Annotated in this window: 17 protein-coding genes; 7 read left to right on the top strand and 10 right to left on the bottom strand. The window is 65.3% G+C overall.

All coding sequences use genetic code 11. From position 1 onward, the window contains the following. Positions 1-5 precede the first annotated feature (5 nt). Both ACYDAT_RS11595 and ACYDAT_RS11590 read left to right on the top strand, forming a co-directional pair. Positions 6-1046: an aldo/keto reductase gene (locus tag ACYDAT_RS11595; protein ID WP_461439971.1), complete on the top strand. Its 1041-nt coding sequence runs from the start codon at positions 6-8 to the stop codon at positions 1044-1046. A gap of 58 nt (positions 1047-1104) precedes the next feature. After that, positions 1105-2472, top strand: coding sequence for a diguanylate cyclase domain-containing protein (locus ACYDAT_RS11590; protein WP_461450259.1), 1368 nt, complete (start codon positions 1105-1107; stop codon positions 2470-2472). Between the two features lie 89 nt (positions 2473-2561). Here the strand turns inward: ACYDAT_RS11590 and ACYDAT_RS11585 are convergent, their stop codons facing one another. From ACYDAT_RS11585 to ACYDAT_RS11575, 3 genes are all read right to left on the bottom strand, one after another. Continuing rightward, on the bottom strand, positions 2562-4127 hold the full coding sequence (locus ACYDAT_RS11585; protein ID WP_461439973.1) for a GH39 family glycosyl hydrolase: 1566 nt from the start codon (positions 4125-4127) through the stop codon (positions 2562-2564). 181 nt (positions 4128-4308) lie between these two features. Next, the gene (gene dbpA / locus ACYDAT_RS11580) at positions 4309-5691 is read right to left on the bottom strand and encodes an ATP-dependent RNA helicase DbpA (protein WP_461439974.1); all 1383 of its coding nucleotides are present in this window, start codon (positions 5689-5691) and stop codon (positions 4309-4311) included. A 36-nt stretch (positions 5692-5727) separates the two neighbouring features. Beyond that, complete coding sequence (locus tag ACYDAT_RS11575) at positions 5728-6444, bottom strand: pseudouridine synthase (protein ID WP_461450257.1); 717 nt, start codon at positions 6442-6444, stop codon at positions 5728-5730. A gap of 291 nt (positions 6445-6735) precedes the next feature. Between ACYDAT_RS11575 and ACYDAT_RS11570 the strand changes: the two genes are divergently transcribed. The 3 genes from ACYDAT_RS11570 (at position 6736) to ACYDAT_RS11560 (ending at position 11918) form a co-directional block, all read left to right on the top strand. Then, on the top strand, positions 6736-8574 hold the full coding sequence (locus ACYDAT_RS11570) for an FAD-dependent oxidoreductase (RefSeq protein WP_461450255.1): 1839 nt from the start codon (positions 6736-6738) through the stop codon (positions 8572-8574). Between the two features lie 208 nt (positions 8575-8782). Continuing rightward, positions 8783-10618 carry a 2-oxoacid:acceptor oxidoreductase subunit alpha gene (locus ACYDAT_RS11565; protein ID WP_461450253.1) on the top strand — a complete coding sequence of 612 codons (1836 nt, stop codon included), beginning with the start codon at positions 8783-8785 and terminating at the stop codon, positions 10616-10618. Positions 10619-10862: 244 nt separating this feature from the next. Continuing rightward, the gene (locus ACYDAT_RS11560) at positions 10863-11918 is read left to right on the top strand and encodes a 2-oxoacid:ferredoxin oxidoreductase subunit beta (RefSeq protein WP_461450251.1); all 1056 of its coding nucleotides are present in this window, start codon (positions 10863-10865) and stop codon (positions 11916-11918) included. Positions 11919-11927: 9 nt separating this feature from the next. Here ACYDAT_RS11560 and ACYDAT_RS11555 read toward each other — a convergent pair whose 3' ends face one another. From ACYDAT_RS11555 to ACYDAT_RS11535, 5 genes are all read right to left on the bottom strand, one after another. Next, the gene (locus tag ACYDAT_RS11555; protein WP_461450249.1) at positions 11928-12233 is read right to left on the bottom strand and encodes a M48 metallopeptidase family protein; all 306 of its coding nucleotides are present in this window, start codon (positions 12231-12233) and stop codon (positions 11928-11930) included. Between the two features lie 11 nt (positions 12234-12244). Beyond that, on the bottom strand, positions 12245-15244 hold the full coding sequence (locus tag ACYDAT_RS11550) for a type I restriction endonuclease subunit R (RefSeq protein WP_461450247.1): 3000 nt from the start codon (positions 15242-15244) through the stop codon (positions 12245-12247). A gap of 268 nt (positions 15245-15512) precedes the next feature. Continuing rightward, a complete protein-coding gene (locus ACYDAT_RS11545) occupies positions 15513-16175 on the bottom strand; it encodes a DUF3800 domain-containing protein (protein WP_461450245.1) in 663 nt (220 codons plus the stop codon). Then, positions 16175-17668, bottom strand: coding sequence for a restriction endonuclease subunit S (locus ACYDAT_RS11540; protein ID WP_461450243.1), 1494 nt, complete (start codon positions 17666-17668; stop codon positions 16175-16177). The genes ACYDAT_RS11545 and ACYDAT_RS11540 overlap by 1 nt, the downstream gene beginning before the upstream one ends. Continuing rightward, on the bottom strand, positions 17665-19476 hold the full coding sequence (locus ACYDAT_RS11535) for an N-6 DNA methylase (protein ID WP_461450241.1): 1812 nt from the start codon (positions 19474-19476) through the stop codon (positions 17665-17667). Before ACYDAT_RS11535 ends, ACYDAT_RS11540 begins: the two co-directional genes overlap by 4 nt. 159 nt (positions 19477-19635) lie before the next feature. On the opposite strand from ACYDAT_RS11535, the gene ACYDAT_RS11530 reads away from it, so the two are divergent. Further along, entirely contained in the window at positions 19636-19920 is a 285-nt protein-coding gene (locus ACYDAT_RS11530) for a DUF3892 domain-containing protein (RefSeq protein WP_461450240.1), read from the top strand. Positions 19921-20073: 153 nt separating this feature from the next. On the opposite strand, the gene ACYDAT_RS11525 is transcribed toward ACYDAT_RS11530, so the two are convergent. Both ACYDAT_RS11525 and ACYDAT_RS11520 read right to left on the bottom strand, forming a co-directional pair. Continuing rightward, positions 20074-20364, bottom strand: coding sequence for a HigA family addiction module antitoxin (locus tag ACYDAT_RS11525; protein WP_461450238.1), 291 nt, complete (start codon positions 20362-20364; stop codon positions 20074-20076). Between the two features lie 16 nt (positions 20365-20380). Then, on the bottom strand, positions 20381-20662 hold the full coding sequence (locus ACYDAT_RS11520) for a type II toxin-antitoxin system RelE/ParE family toxin (protein WP_461450236.1): 282 nt from the start codon (positions 20660-20662) through the stop codon (positions 20381-20383). 248 nt (positions 20663-20910) lie between these two features. On the opposite strand from ACYDAT_RS11520, the gene ACYDAT_RS11515 reads away from it, so the two are divergent. After that, a partial coding sequence (locus ACYDAT_RS11515; protein WP_461450234.1) for a TolB family protein occupies positions 20911-21410 on the top strand: 500 nt, incomplete at its 3' end.

Below are 21410 nucleotides of genomic sequence, written 5' to 3'. Positions count from 1 at the left end.
TGCCCATGCCCACTATCCGTCTTGGCCACAACGGCCCGCACGTATCCAGCTTCGGACTCGGCTGCATGAGCATGTCGGGCATGTACGGGCCATCCGATCGCGCCGAGTGCATCGCCACGATTCACGCCGCGCTGGAGGCCGGTATCACCCTGCTGGATACCGGCGATTTCTATGGTTCGGGCCACAACGAGCTGTTGATCCGCGAGGCGCTGCGCGGCCGCGCGCGCGAGCGCGTGGTGCTGAGCGTGAAGTTTGGCGCGCTGCGCGACCCGGCCAGCGGCTGGTCGGGCACCGACACCCGCCCCGCGGCGATGAAGAATTTCCTCGCCTACTCGCTGCAACGCCTGGGCGTGGATTGCATCGACATCTACCGGCCCGCGCGGCTCGACCCGCAGGTGCCCATCGAGGACACCATCGGCGCCATGGCCGAGATGGTCAAGGCCGGCTACGTGCGCCACATCGGCCTGTCGGAGGTGGGCGCGGACACCCTGCGCCGCGCCGCCGCCGTGCATCCGATTTGCGATTTGCAGATCGAGTATTCGCTGATTTCGCGCGGCATCGAGGACGCGATCCTGCCCACCTGCCGCGAACTCGGCATCGGCATCACCGCCTATGGCGTGCTGTCGCGCGGCTTGATCAGCGGCCACTGGCAGCCGCAGGCCATGCGCGCCGGCGATTTTCGCGCGCACAGCCCACGCTTCCAGCCGGGCAATGTCGAACGCAACTTGGCGCTGGTCGAGACCTTGCGCACCCTTGCCGCCACGCAAGGGCTGAGCGTGGCGCAGCTCGCCATCGCCTGGGTGGCGACGCAGGGCGCGGACATCGTGCCGCTGATCGGCGCGCGCCGCCGCGCGCAACTGCAGGAGGCGCTGAGCGCGCGGGGGCGCCGGCTCGATGCCGACACGCTCGCCGCGCTGGCCCGCGCCGTACCCAGGGACGCCATCGCCGGCACCCGCTACGCGCCCGCGCAGATGGCGCTGCTGGACAGCGAGCGCACCCAGGCTTGCCGCGACTCGAACATGGCCCCGAATGGCCGCGCGACATGATTCGGAATGCGCTGCGCTGTCGATCTATGCTCGGATCGCCTTGACCGCATGAGGATTTATGTCGACCCCGCCCGCCCGCCTTGAAAATGTGCTCGACCTGCTGCTGGATGCGGTGTGTCTGGTCGACGTCGAAGGCCGCTTCGTGTACATCAGCGCGGCCTGCCAGCGCATCTTCGGCTATGCCCCCGAGGAATTGGTCGGCAGCCGAATGATCGAGCTGGTGCATCCCGACGACCGCGCGCGCACCCTCGCCGCGGCCGCCGCGATCATGGCCGGCACGCCCAACCCGCACTTCGAAAACCGCTACGTGCGCAAGGACGGCCACGTGGCGCACATCATGTGGTCGGCGCGCTGGTCCGAGGCCGATGGTCTGCGCATCGCCGTGGCGCACGACATCACCGAGCACAAGCGCACCGAATCGGTGCAGGCCGCGCTGCTGGCCATCTCCGAGGCCGCGCATACCGCCGCCGATCTGCTCGCCCTGTTCCGCAGCATCCACGCGATCATTGGCGGGTTGCTGCCGGCGCACAATTTCTTCGTCGCGCTGCATGACACCGAGCACGACACACTGAGCTTTCCCTATTTCGTCGACGAGCACGACAGCGCGCCGGCGCCGATGAAGCTGGCTTCAGGCTCGCTCAGCGCCGAGGTCATCCACAGCGGCAAGGCGCTGCTGCTGACTTCAGATGGCACGACTACCCTGCGCGAGAACGGCACGCTCGGCACCGGTGCTGCATCGCTGGACTGGCTCGGGGTGCCGCTGATCGCGCAAAGCGGCACGCTCGGTGCGCTGGTGGTGCAGAGTTACTCGGGCGACACGCGCTACACCGAGAAGGACAAGCAGTTGCTGCAGTTCGTGTCCGCCCAGGTCGCCGCCGCCATCGAACGCAAGCAGACCGAAACCCGCCTGCGCCACATCGCCCAGCACGACGCGCTCACGCATCTCCCCAACCGCAAGCTGTTCGACGATCGCCTGCAGGTGGCACTGACCCGCGCACACCGCGACAGTGAACGGCTGGCCGTGCTTTACATCGATCTCGATCATTTCAAGCCGATCAACGACACGCTCGGCCATGGCGCCGGCGACCGCCTGCTGCACGAGGTGGCGCGGCGCATCAGCGGTTGCGTGCGTGAATCCGACACCGTCGGGCGCATGGGCGGCGACGAGTTCGTGGTACTGCTGACCGGCATCAAGCAGCCGTCGCACGCGCTGCTCGTGGCCGAGAAAATCCGCGCCGCCCTGCAACAGCCGTTTGCGCTGGATGAGCACCGCGTGTCGACCATGGCCAGCGTCGGCGTCGCCACCTACCCCGAGCACGCTGACGCGGGACAGGCGCTGGTGCGCGCCGCCGACCACGCCATGTACCGCGCCAAGAAGCTCGGCGGCAATCGCTGTTGGATGGCAGCGGCCGAGCTCGCGGAGTAATGGGCCGGCGGCGGCGAAGACACGCCCGGCGGAATGGGTGACACCTGTTTTTGCAAGTCACCCCAACCCGCTTTCGACGCACGTCTCTGTCAGTGCAGCACCACCACCACGAGGCCCTGGGGAGGAATGTCGACACGCAACATACCGTCGTGCACGGCCTGCTGCCGCGGTGCCGCCAACTTGGCGGCCTGACGCAACACCTTGATCTGCTCGCGGCTGGGATATGCCGGACGGCCCATGGCGTTGAAGGTTCTGATCACATCGCCGTGGTGGCGACCCAACCGCCACACGGTGGCGTGATCGCCGGCGGCCAGATGCGAGACCTTCACGATGAACTGCTTGCTGGCGCCCTGGGGCTTGCCGAAGGTATAGCTCGCCGTGGTGCCCACCGGCGGCGCGTAATTCCACAGGGCGAGGACCACGCTGCCGTCCTTGCGGCGGGTGGCCAGAGCCATATGGCTGTCGACGGGGAGGCGCGTGTGGCCCAGCTTGTGCAGCAGGGCAAACGCATTGAAGGCCGGCTTGGGGATGCGATCCTCGGCGATCAGTCCGTAGCCGCCGTAGAAGGGAGTCTTGACCACCCCCTGCTCCTCGAACACGTCGGAGAAGGCCCAGTAGCTCATCATGTCGACCTTGCCGGCGCACTGACGAATCGTGTTGGCCAGCCACGGGCCCATGTAGGCCGAATCGGTCACATTCGGAAGATTGCGATAGGTGGCGTTGTACTCGCTCACGATTAGCGGCAAGCGGGGATACGGCGAGGCTTCGATCTGTTTGTGCACCGCGTCCACCGCGCGGCAGACCATGTCCCTGCGCGGGATGTGCTCATCGACATGGAACACGTTTTGCGCGGTGTCGTCGCCATAGACGTGCGTGCTGACGAAATCCACCGGAACCCGATCCTTCCAGGTGTGCGCGAGGAATGCCGGCACCCATGCCGCCTGGGCCGTGGCCGGGCCGCCGACGCGCAGCCGCGGACTGACCGATTTCAAGGCCCGGGCGGTGTTGTCGTAAAGCTTGAAGTAGGTCGCCTGCGCGGGCTTGCCGCCCCAGAAGCGCAGATTGGGCTCATTCCACACCTCGAAGTACCAGGTGGCGACCTCATCGATGCCATAGCGCTTGATCAGATGCCGGGCGAAGGCCTTGATCATGCCGTCCCACAACGCGTAGCTCTTCGGCGGCGAGACGTTCGGGTGATACCAGAATGCAAACAGATCCTTGGGGTTGGAGGCCAGATCGGGCGGCATGAAACTCAGCTCCACGAACGGCTTCACGCCGCGCGCCAGCAAGCCGTCGTAGATCTGGTCGACGTAGGAGAAGTTGTAGACCGGCTTGCCCTGCTTGTCGAGGTGGAACAGGCCGACGCCGCGGTCGAAGATGCCATGTGCCCGCACGTAGGTGAAGCCCGTGGCCTGCTTGACCATGGTGATATCGCGGCGGTAATCGCTGCGCAGGGCGAGCACCGCGCGGCCGGAGCCAAACATCTGCTCCCAGAAATGCGGAAAGACCGTCCCCGGTGCCTGGGCATCGACGTGGACGTACACGGTCTCCGCTGCCGTGGACGCGGCGCGGGCTGTGTTCACCGCACCCACGGTCAGCAGCGAGAGGGCACAGGCAGCAGCGAAAGACCGTCGGATCAGTTGCGCGCGGATCATGAAAACTTTCCTCTCATCATTCGTGGACCGCGCAAAGGGCGCGGTCAGTGCGACTCACAAAACACAAAGAGTCAGAAAGCATTTTTCGGCAATGGTTCCGCGCCGGACAGGCTCGGACCTTCCACGAGCCACGGAGGGCTTGCCGCGCAACCGGCACGCCGGCGCTTGTTGCGACGTGAAACTAGCCGCCGATCCGGCGCACGCGGTAGCGGCGGCCCTTGATGGTGCCGGCGCGCAGGCGCTCCACGGCCTTGTCGGCACGGTTGCGGCGGATGGCGACGTAGGCGCGGGTGGCGAACACATCGATCTTGCCGACGTCATCCGCCGCCAGACCGGCATCGCCGGTGAGCGCGCCGAGGATGTCGCCGGGGCGCATCTTGTCCTTGCGTCCGCCGTCGATGCACACCGTGGCCATCGGCGCCAGCGCCAACTGCTTGCCGGAGCCGCCCGCGGGTTTCAACGTGTGCCAAGCCAGCGGCGCACCCTGCCTCGCCTCGATGGCGCTGGCGCGCGCACGCTCGCGCGGCGTGCACAGGCTCAACGCCAAGCCCTTCGCGCCGGCACGTCCGGTGCGGCCGATACGGTGCACGTGCACATCCGGGTCGCTGGGCAGCTCCCAACTGATCACCGCGGCCAGCTCGCGCACGTCCAGCCCGCGCGCGGCAACATCGGTGGCCACCAGCACCGCGCAACTGCGGTTGGCGAACTGCACCAGCACCTCGTCGCGGTCGCGCTGTTCCATCTCGCCGTGCAGCGCCAACGCGGAGAATCCGCGTTGGTCGAGCGCCTCGGCCACCTCGCGCGTATCGCGGCGCGTGTTGCAGAACACCAGCGCCGATTCGGGCTGATAAGCGCGCAGCAGATGTGCCAGCGCGTCCATTTTCTGCGCCGGTTCCACCTCGAAAAAACGCTGCTCGATGTCGTGCTGCGCGGTGGCGCTGTCCACGGTCACGGTGATCGGATCGCGCTGGATGCTGGCGCTGATGGCGCGGATCGCCTCTGGCCAGGTCGCCGATAACAGTAGCGTCTGGCGCTGCGGCGGGGTCTTGCCGATGATCTCGGTGATGGCCTCGGTGAAGCCCATGTCGAGCATGCGGTCGGCCTCGTCCAGCACCAGCACGCGCAGCGATGACAAGTGCAGGCTGCGTTTGCGCAGCAGCTCCTGCACGCGACCAGGCGTGCCCACGACGAGGTGCGGATCGTGCGCCGCCAGCGAAGCCAATTGCGGCCCCAGCGCGATGCCGCCGCTGAGCGTCAGCACCTTGATGTTGGGCATGGCGCTGGCCAGACGCCGGATTTCCTTGCTGACCTGATCGGCCAGCTCGCGCGTGGGGCACAGCACCAGACCCTGCACGCGGTTTTGCGCCACGTCCAGCCGCGCCAACAAACCCAGCCCGAAGGCCGCGGTCTTGCCGCTGCCGGTGCGCGCCTGCGCGATCACGTCCTGACCCGCCAGGATCGGCGGCAGGCTGGCCGCCTGCACCGGCGTCATCTGCGCATAGCCCATGGCCGCAAGACTCTGCAGCAGGGCTGGGCTCAACGGCAGCGTGACGAAGTCAGTCATGCGCCATGATCGCATCGATGTCGTAGCGCGCGCCGATCACCACGCGCCGCGCTGCGGCAGCAGCCCGCGCAACTCGGCGTCGGTGAGGTTGCGCCACTGCCCCACGCGCAGCGCGCCCAGCTTGATGTTGACGATGCGCACGCGGCGCAACTGGGTGACGCGGTAATCGAACGCCTCGGCCATCAGCCGGATCTGCCGGTTGAGGCCCTGCGTCAGCACGATGGCGAAACCGAACTTGGCGATGCGCCGCGTCTTGCACGGCCGCGTCATCTGCCCGTGCACGCGCACGCCGCGCGCCATGCCGGCCAGGAACTCGCGCGTCACCGGACGGTTGACGCCAACCAGGTATTCCTTCTCGTGCGCGTTCTCGGCGCGCAGGATCTCGTTGACGATATCGCCATTGCTGGTCAGCAGGATCAGCCCCTCCGAATCCTTGTCCAGCCGCCCGATGGGAAAGATGCGCTCGGCATGGTCGACGAAATCGATGATATTGCCCTTGACCGCGTGCTCGGTGGTGCAGGTGATGCCGACCGGCTTGTTCAACGCGATGTACACATGCTTGCGCGCCGCCGCGCCGCGCGCCGCGCGCGGGCGCGACACCACGCCATCCACGCACACCACATCGCCCGCGACGACCACGGCGCCGATACCCGCGGTCTCGCCGTTGATCGTCACCCGCCCCTGCGCGATCAGCGCGTCGGCCTCGCGCCGCGAACACCGACCGCTGTCGCTGATGTGCTTGTTGACGCGCATGCCGGTCGTGATGCCTTGCAGAACGGGCGCGCATGCTGGCACAGCGGTCGTGCAGCGTCACCTGCTGCGCGATGCGCGACGGGCGTGCTGCGCCAGACCGCGGCGTCATCGCCGGTCCGCGAATTGCCGCAGCGCGCACAGTTCAAGCAATCGCGGCGGCCTGGGGCCAGTACATCAGCGATCGCCGCTTGCGGCGCCTCGCCGAAGGACTAGACTGCGCGCGACTTGATTCGGGTCGCCCGCAGCAGATTGCCTGGCGGGCGTGACATTGCTTCCGGCAGGAGGTACGCGGTGCAGCCCACCGATATCCGCAAGCCCGAGTATTTTCACAAGGTCGTCGATTGCCAGTGGGCCTGCCCGGCCCACACTCCGGTGCCCGAATACATCCGCCTGATCGCCGCCGGGCGCTACAGCGATGCCTACATGGTCAACTGGGAGTCGAACGTGTTCCCGGGCATCCTCGGGCGTACCTGCGATCGCCCCTGCGAGCCGGCCTGCCGCCGCGGCCGCGTCGAGGAGAACAACGGTTGCGTGCCTGACAAGAGCCGGCCCGAACCCGTGGCGATCTGTCGGCTCAAGCGCGTCGCCGCCGACCACAAGGACGACATCCGCGGCCGCCTGCCCAAACCCGGCAAGCCCAACGGCCGGCGCATGGCCTGCATCGGCGCCGGCCCGGCGTCGCTGACCGTGGCGCGCGATCTCGTCCCGCTGGGCTACCACGTCACCGTGTTCGACAGCGATGCCAAGGGTGGCGGCTTCATGCGCACCCAGGTGCCGCGCTTCCGCCTGCCCGAAGCGGTGATCGACGAGGAAGTCGGCTACATCCTCGACCTCGGCGTCGACTTCCGCGGCGGCCAGCGCGTCGATTCGCTCAAGGCCCTGCTGGCCGAAGGTTTTGATGCCGTGTTCGTCGGCTGCGGTGCACCGCGCGGGCGCGACCTCGACCTGCCCGGCCGGCGCGAGGCCGCGGCGCACATCCATATCGGCATCGACTGGCTGGCCTCGGTGTCGTTCGGCCACGTCGACACGATCGGCAAGCGCGTGATCGTGCTCGGCGGCGGCAATACCGCGATGGACTGCTGCCGCTCGGCGCGCCGCCTCGGCGGCGAGGACGTCAAGGTGATCGTGCGCTCCGGCTTCGAGGAGATGAAGGCCTCGCCGTGGGAGAAGGAAGACGCCCAGCACGAGGGCATTCCGATCCTCAACTACCTCGTTCCGGTCGCCTTCGAGCATGAAGACGGCCGGCTCACCGGCATGCGCTTCCAGAGCGTGCGCGCCGAACGCGACGCGCAGGGACGGCGCACGCTGGTGCCCACTGGCGAGCCCGAACAGCGCTTCGACTGCGACGCGGTGCTGATCGCGGTCGGCCAGGAGAACGCGTTTCCGTGGATCGAGCGCGATCTCGGCCTCGACTTCGACCGCCACGGCCTGCCGGTGCTGGACAAGGTCACGCTGCAGTCGACGATCCCCAACGTGTTCTTCGGCGGCGACGCCGCGTTCGGGCCGAAGAACATCATCTGGGCCGTCGCCCACGGCCACGACGCGGCGATCTCGATCGACAAGCTGCTCAACGGCGAGGACATCCGCGAGCGGCCCGATCCGCTGCTGCGCATGACCTCGCAGAAGATGGGCATCCACGAGTGGAGCTACGACAACGACATCTCGCCCGAGGAGCGCCACAAGGTGCCATGGGCGGCCGCCGAGAAAGCGCTCAAGAGCATCAAGGTCGAGGTGGAACTGGGCTTCGATGTGGCCAGCGCCTGGCAGGAGGCGCAGCGCTGCCTCAACTGCGACGTGCAGACGGTGTTCGCCAGGAACCTGTGCATCGAGTGCGACGCCTGCGTCGACATCTGCCCGATGGACTGCATCAGCTTCACCGCCAACGGCGACGAGGCCGAACTGCGACCGCGCCTGCAAGCACCGGCGCTGAACCTGACGCAGGATCTGTACGTGTCCGACGCGCTCAAGACCGGCCGCGTCATGGTCAAGGACGAAGACGTCTGCCTGCACTGCGGCCTGTGCGCCGAGCGCTGTCCGACCGGTGCCTGGGACATGCAGAAGTTCCTGATCGAGATGACCCACGCGGGCCCCGGTTGCCACGGCAAGGCCGTGAAAAGGGAGGCCGCGTGAGCGCTCGAATGGAAACCCTCTCCCCCCGGGAGAGGGTGGCCGCAGGCCGGGTGAGGGTTCGCTCGTGCCTTGCCTCATCCGCGTGCCGGACCCGGTCGCGCAAGAACCGAACCCTCACCCCTTCCCCTCTCCCATTGGGAGAGGGGTTTGCCGCAAAGAATGAGGGGCATCGATCCTGGCAAGCTGGTCGCATCCCCGGAGCCCACGCATGAAGCCGATCGAGGCCGTCAACGACTTCGTGGTCAAGTTCGCCAACGTCAACGGCTCCGGTTCGGCCTCGGCCAACGAGCTGTTCGCCAAGTCGATCCTGCGCATGGGCGTGCCGGTCAGCCCGCGCAACATCTTCCCCTCCAACATCCAGGGCCTGCCGACCTGGTACGAGGTGCGCGTCACCGAGGCCGGCCATCTCGGCCGGCGCGGCGGCGTCGACCTGATGGTGGCGATGAACCCGCAGACCTGGGACGCCGACCTCGCCGAGATCGAGCCCGGCGGCTATCTGTTCTACGACAGCACGCGGCCGCTGCCGGCGTCGAAGTTCCGCGCCGACATCAGCGTGCTCGGCATGCCGCTGACCGAGATCTGCAACCGCACCTACGACGATCCGCGCCAGCGCCAATTGTTCAAGAACATCATGTACGTCGGCGCGCTGGCCGCGCTGCTGCACATCGACCTCGGCGCGATCGAGGCGCTGATCGCGCAGCAGTACAAGGGCAAGGAAAAGCTGCTCGACGCGAACGTGCACGCGCTGCACCTCGGCCACGACTACGCGACGCAGAGCCTGCCGGCGATCGGGCTCGGCGTGCGCGCCGTCGACGCCGTGGGCGGGCGCATCTTCATCGACGGCAACAGCGCCGCGGCGCTGGGCTGCGTCTACGGCGGCGCCACCGTCTGCGCGTGGTATCCGATCACGCCCTCCTCTTCGCTGGCGGAAGCCTTCCAGAAGTACTGCCAGAAGCTGCGCGTCGATCCCGAAACGGGCAAGAACCGCTACGCCATCGTGCAGGCCGAGGACGAGATCGCCTCGATCGGCATGGTCGTCGGCGCCGGCTGGAATGGCGCGCGCGCGTTCACCGCGACCTCGGGTCCCGGCATCTCGCTGATGAACGAGTTCATCGGCCTGGCCTACTTCGCCGAGATCCCGGTGACCATCATCGACGTGCAGCGCGGCGGCCCGTCCACCGGCATGCCCACACGCACCCAGCAGGCCGACCTGCTGGCCTGCGCCCATGCGTCGCACGGCGACACCAAGCACGTGCTGCTGCTGCCCGAGGACCCGCACGAGTGTTTCGAGTTCGCCGCGACGGCGCTGGATCTGGCCGACCGCCTGCAGACGCCGGTGTTCGTGATGACCGACCTCGACATCGGCATGAACCAGCGCTTGTGCGCACCGTTCGCCTGGGACGACGCGCGCCGCTACGACCGCGGCAAGGTGATGACGGCGGAGGAGCTCGAGGCCGGCAAGGATTTCGGCCGCTACAAGGACGTCGATGGCGACGGCATTCCCTGGCGCACCCTGCCCGCCACGCATCCGACCCGCGGCAGCTACTTCACCCGCGGCACCTCGCGCGACGCCTACGCGCGCTACTCCGAGCGCGGCCCCGACTACGTCTACAACATGCAGCGCCTGCTGAAAAAATTCGACACCGCGCGCAGCCTGGTGCCGGCGCCGATCCCGCGCGCGGCGCCGCGACCGACGCCGCACGGCGTCATCTTCTTCGGCTCGACCAGCCCGGCCATGGCCGAAGCGATCGATGCGCTGCAGGCCGCCGGCATTGCCCTCGATACCCTGCGCGTGCGCGCCTACCCCTTCCCCGACGCGGTGCGCGAGTTCATCGCCGCGCACGAACGCGTGTTCGTGGTCGAGCAGAATCGCGACGGCCAGCTGCGCACCCTGATCGTCGACGCCTTCGGCATCGACCCGGCCAAGCTGCTGCCGGTGCTGCACTACGACGGCACGCCGATCACCGCGCGCTTCATCGCCGCGGCGATCGGCAAGCACATCACGCAGAAGCGAGTCGCGGGAGCCGATTCATGCGCAGCCTGACGCGGCGACCCGAACCCTCACGCCTACCCGAACCCTCACCCCTGCCCCTCCCTTGGGGACTTCCGTTGGTCGTCTCCCGGCGGGAGAGGGGTTCAAAACGCCGGATGCGCTGGCTTCCCTTCTCCCACCGGGAGAAGGTGGCCGCAGGCCGGATGAGGGTTCGCCTTCGCCCAGACGCATCCGCCATGCGACATCTTCGACGCACCCGCACCCGCACCCGCGCCCACCCACACCCCGGTGCCGCATGACCTACATCGCCAAACCCAAGCTGCATCATCCCACCCTGGCCTGCAACGCCATCGGGTTCACGCGCCGCGACTACGAGGGCAAGGTGTCCACCCTGTGTGCCGGTTGCGGTCACGACTCGATCTCGGCGGCGATCATCCAGGCCTGCTGGGAGCTGGACATCGAGCCGCACCGCGTCGCCAAGCTCTCCGGCATCGGCTGCAGCAGCAAGACGCCGGATTATTTTCTCGGCCAGTCGCACGGCTTCAATACCGTGCACGGGCGCATGCCCTCGGTGCTGACCGGCGCCAACCTCGCCAACCGCACCCTGCTGTATCTCGGCGTGTCCGGCGACGGCGACTCCGCCTCGATCGGCCTGGGCCAGTTCGCCCACGTCATGCGCCGCGGCGTCGACATGACCTACATCGTCGAGAACAACGGCGTGTACGGCCTGACCAAGGGCCAGTTCTCGGCCACCGCCGATCAGGGTTCGGTATCGAAGAAGGGCGTGACCAACACCGACAGCCCGCTGGACATGGTCGGCATGGCCCTGATGCTCGGCGCCAGCTTCGTCGCGCGCGGCTTTTCCGGCGACAAGCGCCAGCTGGTGCCGCTGATCAAGGCCGCGATCGCGCACAAGGGCGCCGCCTTCATCGACGTGATCAGCCCCTGCGTGGCCTTCAACAACCACCCCGGCAGCACCAAGAGCTACGAGTACGTGCGCGAGCACAACGAGGCCGTCAACCGCCTCGACATCATGCCGTCGCGCGAGGAAATCACCATCGACTACGCCGACGGCGACACCGTCGAGGTCGAGCAGCACGACGGCAGCGTCCTGCGCCTGCACAAGCTGCATGCCGACTACGACGCCCACGACCGCGTCGGCGCGATGAATTATTTGCAGGCCCACCAGGCCAAAGGCGAAGTCGTCACCGGCCTGCTCTACGTCGACCCGCAGGCGCGCGACCTGCACGCCCACCTCGACACCGTGGATGCGCCGTTCAACACCCTGGGCGAGCGCGATCTGTGCCCCGGCGCGGCGGTGCTGGAGAAGATCAATAAGGGGTTGCGGTGAGGGCTGGAGTTAATTCTCTCCCTTCGTCCCCTTACTTGCTCGTTTGATCCACGGATTGCCCGGAAGGTGGATCGCTAGCGTGGCGGCAAAAAGCCTGCCGTGATTGCGGATGCGCAGGTGCAGCAACTCGTGGACGATCACAAAGTCCCGAAAGGATGCCGGCTGTTCGAGCAGTTCATGGCTGAAGGTGACGCGGCCGGCCGAAGAGCACGAAGCCCATTTGCGGGTCATCCGCTGCACCCGTATCTGCATGGGTTCGACCTTCAGCGTCAAAGCCCAGTGCGCAATGTGCTGGCGAAATGCGTCCGCGTGCACGGAGTGCCCCCTCAGCGTCGCAGCATGCGAAGCACGGCATCACCGAGGCGCACCATCTGCGTGCCATCGGTGCCGCGGGTGACCAGGCTGCGGTAGATCTCCGACTTCAGCTTCCGCTTCTCGTCGTCGTTGTCTGCGTAATTGGGATACCTTGCCACCGCAGCCATGATCTCGCGTGCCGCAGCCAGCGCATCGTCGACGCGGTCGTTCTTCAACTGCCAATAGACGGCAAAGGTCGCCGGATCGAGCCCAAGCTTTTCGCGTTCGGCATCGGCCTGCTCTCGCTCGCCGACCAGTAGCGACAATTGCTCGATGGCCTGTTGCGTGTGGATCGTGCGTTGCTCAAGAGCATCGAGAATGGCCGCCGCGCGTTGGGCAATATCGAACAGTACAGGCTGCTGTTCCGCCTTCTCCTCGGCCTCGGTCTCGATCGCACGGACCAGGTTAATCACGGTGGCGTTGTCATCGCCTTCGGCGCGCAGCGCTTGCAAGGTCTTGAGGTCGAACTCCACCACCTTGCCGGTGGCGACGGGCGCATAGGTGCTGGCCATCTCGCGCACCATCTGTTCGGTCTTGCGCGCCACGTCTTCGTAGAAGCGGGTGGGGCTTCCGTAGGCGTTGCGCACCATCAGGTAGAGGTCGGCCAAGTGGCGGAACGTGTCGATGTGCTCGCGCAGCTCCGGAGAGGGCGACAGGATCTCGTACAGGCTCTCGATCTGGCGGTAGTTGTCGATGAATTCCTGGCGCGCTTCCGGTGCGAGAAACACCTCGTACAGCAGGGTCTCGAGGTGCTTGTCGTTGCCGCCAGCGAGCGGGGCCAGATAACGCGTCTGCGCTTCGGTCAGCAGGCGGCGAAACTCCGCGAGCAACAGATCCAAGTCTTCGATCACACCGGACACGTCCTGCGAGTCGAACGCCAGCGCCTTGTTCAAATCACGCAACATGCCGATGAAGTCGACGATCAGTCCGCCGGGCTTTTGCCGGCCCGCTGCATCTTCGTAAGGCCGATTGACACGCGAAATGGCCTGCAGCAACACATGGTCACGCATCGGCTTGTCCAGGTACATCGCATACAGGATCGGCGCGTCGTAGCCGGTGAGCAGTTTGTCGGTGACGATCAGGATATTCGGCGGCTGCTCCGGCTTGCGGAACAGCTTGCGCACGCGCTTTTCCACCGTGCTGTCGACCTGATATTTGGCGACCAGCGGATAGTCGATCGCGTCCGCCGCATTCTGCGTGTACACCGGCACCGAGTAGTCCGCCGGCAGGTACTTGTCCAGCGCCTGCTTGTAGAGCGCGCAGGCTTCGCGATCCACGCCTACCAGAAACGCCTTGTAGCCCAGCGGTTCCACGTTTTCGCGAAAGTGCTGCGCGACGAAACGGGCGACGGCATCCACTCGTTCGTCCGATTTCAGGAACGCCCGCAGGTTTACCGCGCGATCGAGGATGCGGTTGAGATCCTCGACATCGCTGATGCCTTCGCTCTCGGCCAGCGCGTAGAACTCCTTTTCCAGCCGCTCGACCGGCAGCAGCACCCGGGCGGGCGCAAGCGTATGGCGCAGCCGCACCGTGGTGCCGTCGGCGATCGACTCGGCGATCGAATACTTGTCCAGGTAACCGGACTCGTCCTCATGGCCGAAGGTCTTGAAGGTGCCCTTGCCGTAGACGGTCTTGTCCACTGGCGTGCCGGTGAACCCGATCAGGGTCGCGTTGGGCAGCGCGCCCATCAGGTAGTTGCCCAGGTCGCCGCCGGTGGAGCGGTGCGCCTCGTCGATCAGCACGTAGACATTGCTGCGGGTGGAGAGCTTCGCGTCCAGCTTGTCGAACTTGTGGATCATGGTGACGATCAGGCCGCTGAACTCCTGTTTCAGCAGCGCCTTCAGCCGCTTCTTGCTGTTGGCGATCTCCACCGCGATGCCGCTGCCCTGGAAATCGCCCAGCAGGGCGTCCACCCAGCCGGAAAGCTGGCCTTCCAGCTCGTTGCGGTCCACCACCAGCAGCACGGTGGCACCGGCAAAGCGCTGCGGGTTTTCCAGCACCAGCCGCGCCGCCGTGACCATGGTGAAGGTCTTGCCTGAGCCTTGCGTATGCCACACCAGACCGCTGCGCTTGTCGGGATCGGCGCAGCGCTCGGTCACCTTGATCGCCGCGCGCGTCTGGTGCTGGCGCAGGATGGTTTTCAGTAGCTCGTCGTCCTGCTCGTAGAACAGGATCCAGTCGCGCAGCATGCGCAGAAAGCGAGCGTGGTCGAAGAAGTGCTGCACCCGGTCTTCGTGCGTCCCGGGCTTCTCGTTCTTCCAGTTGAAGACGAACTTGCGCTGGGTGTTCCAGGTGACGCCGTAGAAGTACTCGATCAGATGGGTGATGTTGAACACCTGAGGTGCGGTGAGCATCTCCGGCGTTTCCAGCTCGTAGCGGCGTAGCTGCACCAACGCCTTACTCATCGCGTCCTTCAACTTGGGGTTCTTGTTCTCGACGATCGCCACCGGCACGCCGTTGATCACGAACATCACATCGGCGCGGTTGCCCTTGCGCGCGCCGTTGCGGTACGCCCACTCCCAGGTCACTTGGAACACGTTGCTGCCGGGCGGCCGCTCCTGCGCATCCATGCGCTCGCGGCATTGGGACATCCTGTCCGGCACGTTGTCGAAGTCGATCAGCCGCACGTTGCGGTGGCGCTTCTCGCCGTCCACGTAGATCGTCTGCTTGCCGCGCAGCCACTCCAGCACCTCGCGGTTGCCGGCAATCGTGTTGGGCAGGCTTTCCAGCCGCTGCACGATGCCGGGCACATCGGCCGCGGTCACCACGCCGAGGTTCAGGCGCAACAGTGCCGCTTCCAGTTCGTCATAGAAGAACAGGCCGCCCTCGCCGCGGCGCTTGCGTAGCGCGTCCGCTTCGCTCACACGCTCCCAGCCGGCCGCAGCGGCGTAGTCGACCAGCGGGAACTGCACGGTGGAGGCTTCGACGGCCAGCCTCGGGGTAGGTGGTTGGGTGGGCTTGGGCTTGGTCATGATGCGCCTTGCAAATCAAATGGTTGCGTCTTTCTTGCCATGGGTCGGCCCGGCTGAACACTGGGTCTGAAGTCCTTGACCAAACTATTGAAATCAGCAGGCCCAGCTGTCACCATCTGGCTCGGTCGGGTGCTGCTTGCAGCTCGATAGGGTTCGCCCAGCCTGATTCAAGAATTCAAGGAAAAGGTTCCACCCCGGTGACAAGAACCCATTGGGTTCTCTCCGAAAGGAGTAGCCGGGGTGGTCGTTTTTTTGTCTTCCACGCATGTCAGTAGTACAGCCGCGTCCCGGTTCGGAAGATATCGAATTCACTGCGGATCGCTGGCGCAATCAGTCGATAGGATCGCTCGTCATCGCGCGCCCACTTGCGATAGACGGCCCAGGTGCAGTAGTCCGCGACCTGCAACTGGAAGTTCGACTTCGAATCGTGGTGCAACACCTGGAAAGTGAGGCCGTGAGGCAACGCGTTCGCCAGGGTTTGCTTGACGGCTTTCTTGACCGCTTCGCGATTTCGCTGGATCGGAATCTGATCGGTGTAGACGATCACACTGGTGAAATCCATCAGCTGGTATTGGCGCAGGATGAACTCCAGGTGATAGCCAAGCATCCGCGGGTAGAACTTCTCCGGCACCTGCAGCGCTGGACCAGTCTTGCGCTTTTCGATGACGGTGGTGTCGATGCGGATACCGTCCAGGTGTTGCTGGATGATGGCGAACACTTGATCCCGGACAGCCTGGGCGTTCTCGGAAGCGTGGAAGTAATCCAGATCGGTGCCTTGTTCCGCCAGGTCGTACTTCAGTTCCGTCAGCTTGGGATAAACGGGAAACGGGCGTTCAGCGGTGATGCTGCCGACGATGAAGTAGCGCGTCCCCTTTTCAGAGAACGCGAAATCTCCGGCTTCGTCCAGAAATATGTACAGGCAGCGAGGCATCAGCGTCGAGGCCTTCGTGACTGGTCAGCGATCATTTCGTTGGCGTCGACAAAATGATTCTGCCCGCTACCAGCGATCATCTTCCCGGCGTCGCGAACAGGATCGGCCACGTCCGAGATGTCGATATCCAGATCGGCCACGCGGATCTGCGCGGTCATCATCTGGTGCAGGGTGGTCTGGAACAGGTCGTTGAGAGTCGCCCGCTTGCGCTGGTGGTGGGCGAGCTTGCGGTCGAGGGTGGCGAGGGCGGCGGCGATGTCGTGTTGTTCGTCCGCTGAAGGCAGAGGAAGCGGATAGTCACGCAAGAATGCGCAGGTCAGCGCAGCCTTGGTGCTTCCACCAGCGCGCCCGATGCCCTGAAGTTGTTCGTATCGGCTGCGCATGTACTGATAGACGTAGCTGGGAACTACGTCCTTACGATCAAAGCGCACGTAGGCCAGGTGCTGGCTGATCGTGGTTTCAAACTCGACCAGCGCGGTATTGCCAAGCGTTTTCCCTTGTCCGGTGATGGCGACCAACAGGCTGCCGGCAGGAACGATGGGAAGATGGCATTCCTTGACAGCGACATCGCTGACGAACTGATCGGCCGAGCGGATGATGCCGTCATGCACCTTCGCGCTGGTCAGCCAAGGCGTGGTTGGGTTGCGCCAGTATTCAGGCGTCGTCTTCCTCGGCGTTGAGCCGTTGCCGATGCGACCGAAATCGCCCAATGCGACCACGTCCCAGCTCTCCGGCATCGGCCCGATCGCAGTGTCCTTGAGCGGTTCGCCGTGCAGGCCATGGGTGAAGAGGTGCTGCATGGCCGACTGCTTGAGGTCGCGGGTGGCGGCGATCAGGCGATTCTGGGTGGCGATGGTGCGCTGCATCTTCCACAACACGGCGGCGATTTTTTGTTGTTCTGGTTTGGGTGGGACGGTGACTTCGCTTCCATGAACCATGTTGCGATTCAGGGTGGGAACGCTGACGCCACCCTTGAAGCGAGCCAAGTCAAACCACTGGAGAAAATAGTGGACGAATCTTGGAACGTTTCCATGGAAGTTGCTTACATAAAGTGACGTATTGAGCGGCCAATAATCGGTGTCGGAAAAAGTGGAATCACCGATGCTGCCGCTTCGGCCAGTTACTACGCCCGGGCCGCGAATACCGACGGTGTCGTGCCATCCAACTATCCCATTCGAGCCAAGAACTGGAATGGTGCCAACTTTCCTCGACGCGACCGGCAAATCAAAACCACGCTGCAGCGTGGCAAATGCGTCAAATCGTTTTGTGTGCCAACCAGACGAGGAACGTTCGGATGAGGACGATGGCTCGGAACTAGCCGCCCGTTGGGAGCCTTTCCCTTCTCCCTCCGGGAGAAGGTGGCCCGCAGGGCCGGATGAGGGTTCGGGCTTGGTGAGGTGCCTGGCTTCGGCCGTACCCTCACCCCTGCCCCTCTCCCGGGGGGAGAGGGGTTCAAGCGGAACTGCGGGTGCGCGCTGTTTGGACTTGCTCATAGCTGCGCCAACACCTTCGCCAGCTCCTTGTCGAGCCTGGCCTCATCCTTCTTCAATGCCGCCAGCTCCGCCACGATCGCGGGAATCTCGCGCATCACCTTGGCGTCGCCGTTGGCCAGATAGCGCGAGGGTGACAGGTTGTAGTCGTTCTCCTCCGCCTTGGCCTTGTCGATCACGGCGACCAGGCCGTCCAGCGGCTCGCCTCTCAGATACGCCGCGGCGATGCGGGTGACGGCGTCGTCGGTGAGGTGGTTCTTGGGGTTGCCCTTGCGGAATTCGCGGCTGGCGTTGACCAGCACGATTTTCCCCTTGCGATCCTTCGGCTTGTGCTTGCGCAGCACCACGATGATGCCGGCGGCGGTGGTGTTGTAGAACAGGTTATCGGGCAGCAGGATCACGCCGTCGATCAGGTCGTGCTCGACGAACCAGCGGCGGATGTTGCGCTCCCTGTCTTCGTTCTTGCTGCCGCTGCCGCGGGTCACCGCGCCGGTGTCCAGCACCACGGCGGCGCGGCCGGAGTCGCTGAGGCTGGCCACGGTGTGCTGCAGCCATGCCCAATCCGCCTTGCCGGTGGTGACGCCGCCGGTGGCCTCGAAGCGGTTGAACGGATCGTTCTCGTAGATGGCCGGGTCGAAGCTCTGGTTCCACATCGGGTTGGCGATGATCAGGTCGAAACGCTTGAGTGCGCCGCCGTCGCGGTACTTGGGGTTGCGCATGGAGTCGCCGCGCAGCACCTCGCCCTGCATGTCGTGGATGATGCGGTTCATGCAGGCGATGGCGTAGCTGGAGCCGGTGAGCTCCTGGCCGTAGAGCTTCAGCGGGATCCTGCTGAGCGGGTCGAGCCGGCGGCAGACCAGCTGCAGCTTGATCAGCAGGCCGAAGCTGCCGCAGGCGTAGTCGTAGGCCTGCTCGCCGGAGCGCGGACGCAGGATCTCGGCCATCAGAAAGCCGACTTCGCGCGGGGTGAAAAATTCACCCGCGCTCTGGCCCTGGCCTTCGGCGAACTTGCGCAGCAGGTATTCGTAGCAGCGGCCGAGAAAGTCCGGCTCCACGTCGTGCAGGCCCAGCCGGTAGCGCGGGTCGCTGAAGGTTTCGACGATGCCCTTGAGCGCCTTGTCGGACATCTCGCGCTCGCCGTTGCGGGTTTCGTTGAAATCCACCGTGTCGATCACCCCGGCCAGATCGGGGTTGGCCTTCACCAGCAGACGCACGGTGGTGGTGAGCTGCTCACCCAACGTCTTCGGTGCCTGCCCGGCGGGCCATGCAAGCGTTTCGCGGCCACTGATCACCGGCCAGCGCGTTTGCGGTGGCAGGTAGAAGCGCACTAGGCTGGGGTCGGCATCGAGCACGGTGAGTGCGGTGTCGCGCTCGCCGTAGGTTTCGGCCAGCCGCTGCACTTCGTCGTCGAACACGTCGGAGAGGCGCTTGATGAACAGCAGCGGCAGCAGGTAGTCCTTGAACTTGGGCGCGTCCTTTTCGCCGCGGATCTGGCAGGCGGCATCCCACAGCATCTGCTCCATCGGCTTGGTGCCCAGCACCTGGCTGTGCGCCACGCCGCGGCGGCGGCGCTCGGGTTTGACTTCACTGGGCGGTGGCGGCGTATCGCCGATGCCGTCTGGCACCAGGCCGGCTTCATCCATCAATTGCAGGATCGCTTCCTGCTGGGCTTTCTGCGGCTTGGACTTGCCCAGCTCCCAGCGGTTGATGGTGGCGTAGGCCACGTTGAGGCGGCCGGCGAGCTGCTCCTGGCTCAGGTTGAGCTGGGTCCGGAGCAAGGCGATGAGCTGGGAGGCTTGGTTATGATTCATGCGGCGTATGCTATAGCATAAAATATGTCATGCAAGTGCATGCTGAGCGCGATCTTGATCCGCGATCGTCTCGTGCCGTGCGACTGCGCCGTGGTTTGCTGCCCCCCAACCGGCTCGGCGGTCGATCCGGTGAATGTACCTTTGCTTGGAGCCTGAACCATGACCATTCAAATCAAATGTATCAACAAGTCAGACCGGCCGAACCCGCATGAACGGATTCTCGGCGTGGGCGGCACAAATTCCGACGGCAATCGATGGTGGCTCAACCAGACTGATGCCATAGCGGGCATCGAGAGCGGCCGGTACTCCTTCTACGTGCAGCGTGGCGGCGGCACAGTGCGCGTGCTCGTTGCGATCAGCCGTTTCGGCAACAAATATCTGAAGACCGAGGCTGACGGCGAGCAGCCAGACAATCTGCTGAGCCTGCCGGAGTGCCCGCGATAGTTTCGGCCAGGAAGGGCAATGGATTGCCCTGCTCTTTTGATGCCCGGCACAGGCTCGAATCGCGGGCGCGCTACCGACAACGGGATTCATTTCAGAGGGCTTGCGGCAAATTATTGTAGCCAAGCTACAGCGCGCTCTGCGAGCTTTTCGCAGCTACGCAGCCACCCTCGCAATGCGTGCCACCGCGGAGCCCAGCGCGCGACGCGCTTCTTCGAGGTCGTAGTCGGCCTGCAGACCCAGCCAGAAGCGTTCGCTGGTGCCGAAGGCCGCCGCCAGCCGCAGCGCGGTGTCGGCGCTGATCCCGCGTTTGCCAAGAACAATCTCGTTGATGCGGCGCGGTGGTACGTCGGTCGCGCGCGCCAGCGCATTCTGGCTGAGCGCCATCGGCTCGAGAAACTCCTTCAGCAGTACGTCGCCGGGGTGGATGTTGGGCAGCTTGTTCATGGTCAGTCCCGGAATTTCAGTGGTAGTCGACGATCCGCACGTCGTGAGCGTCGCCGTCCGCCCAGCGAAAGCAGATGCGCCACTGGTTGTTGATACGAATGCTGTACTGGCCTCTGCGGTCGCCTTTCAGGGCTTCGAGCCGGTTGGCCGGTGGCACCCGCAGATCGTTCAGATTCTCGGCGTTATTGAGCATGCGCAGCTTGCGGCGCGTGATGGTCTGCAGGTCGGCGGGCAAGCGCCGCGACGGGGTTCCGTCCCAGATCTTTTCCGCTTCCTTGTCGGCGAAGTTCCTGATCACGACACAACCATAACGCTGTTCGTTATATGACGCAAGGCGTCATGATCACAAAAACCAAAAACGGGGTCAGATTCACTTTCAGAGAGCCTGCGGAGGGTGCGGGCGATGGGACTGGTGAAGCGTGACGTGACGCCCTTGGAATGCGCCGTCATCTCGTTGATGATGCGCCGCTGTCGCCCGGTTTTTTTCACTGCGGCCGACGCCGCATCCGCGCACGGCCGCGCCGCCACCGTTGGAGGGGCTTCACGATGAAACGATGGCTCGCCTGCCTGCAGTCCGTCCTGCTGGCGTTCGCTACGCTGGGTGCGCACGCCGCCGCTGCACCGATCGAGCTGAAGGCGTACCGGTCGCTGGTGAACCTGGCCTCTCCGCAGTTCTCGCCGGATGGCGCGCGCGTCGCGTTCGTGGCGATCCGCCCCGACTTCGTGCACGACCGCTATGACCACACCCTGATGGTGGTGGACACCGCCGGCGGTGCGCCCACGGCGCTGGTGCGCGGCATGCGCGATCTTGCGATGCCGCGCTGGTCGCCGGATGGCCGCAGGATCGCCTTCATCGCCACGGTCGCCAAGCAGAAGCCGCAGATCTATGCCGTTGCCGCCGCTGGCGGCACGCCCCGGCGCATCAGCGACGCGCGCAATGGCGTCGAGCAATTCGCCTGGAGCCCCGACGGCAAGACGATCGCCTTCGTCACCCCCGACAATCCGCGGGTGAGCGCGAAAGCCAAGCGCGCGCACCATGATCTCTT

It is taken from the genome of Metallibacterium sp., assembly GCF_054637675.1.
Note: the sequence above shows the minus strand (reverse complement) of the source record. Positions and strands in the feature narration are given on the sequence as shown.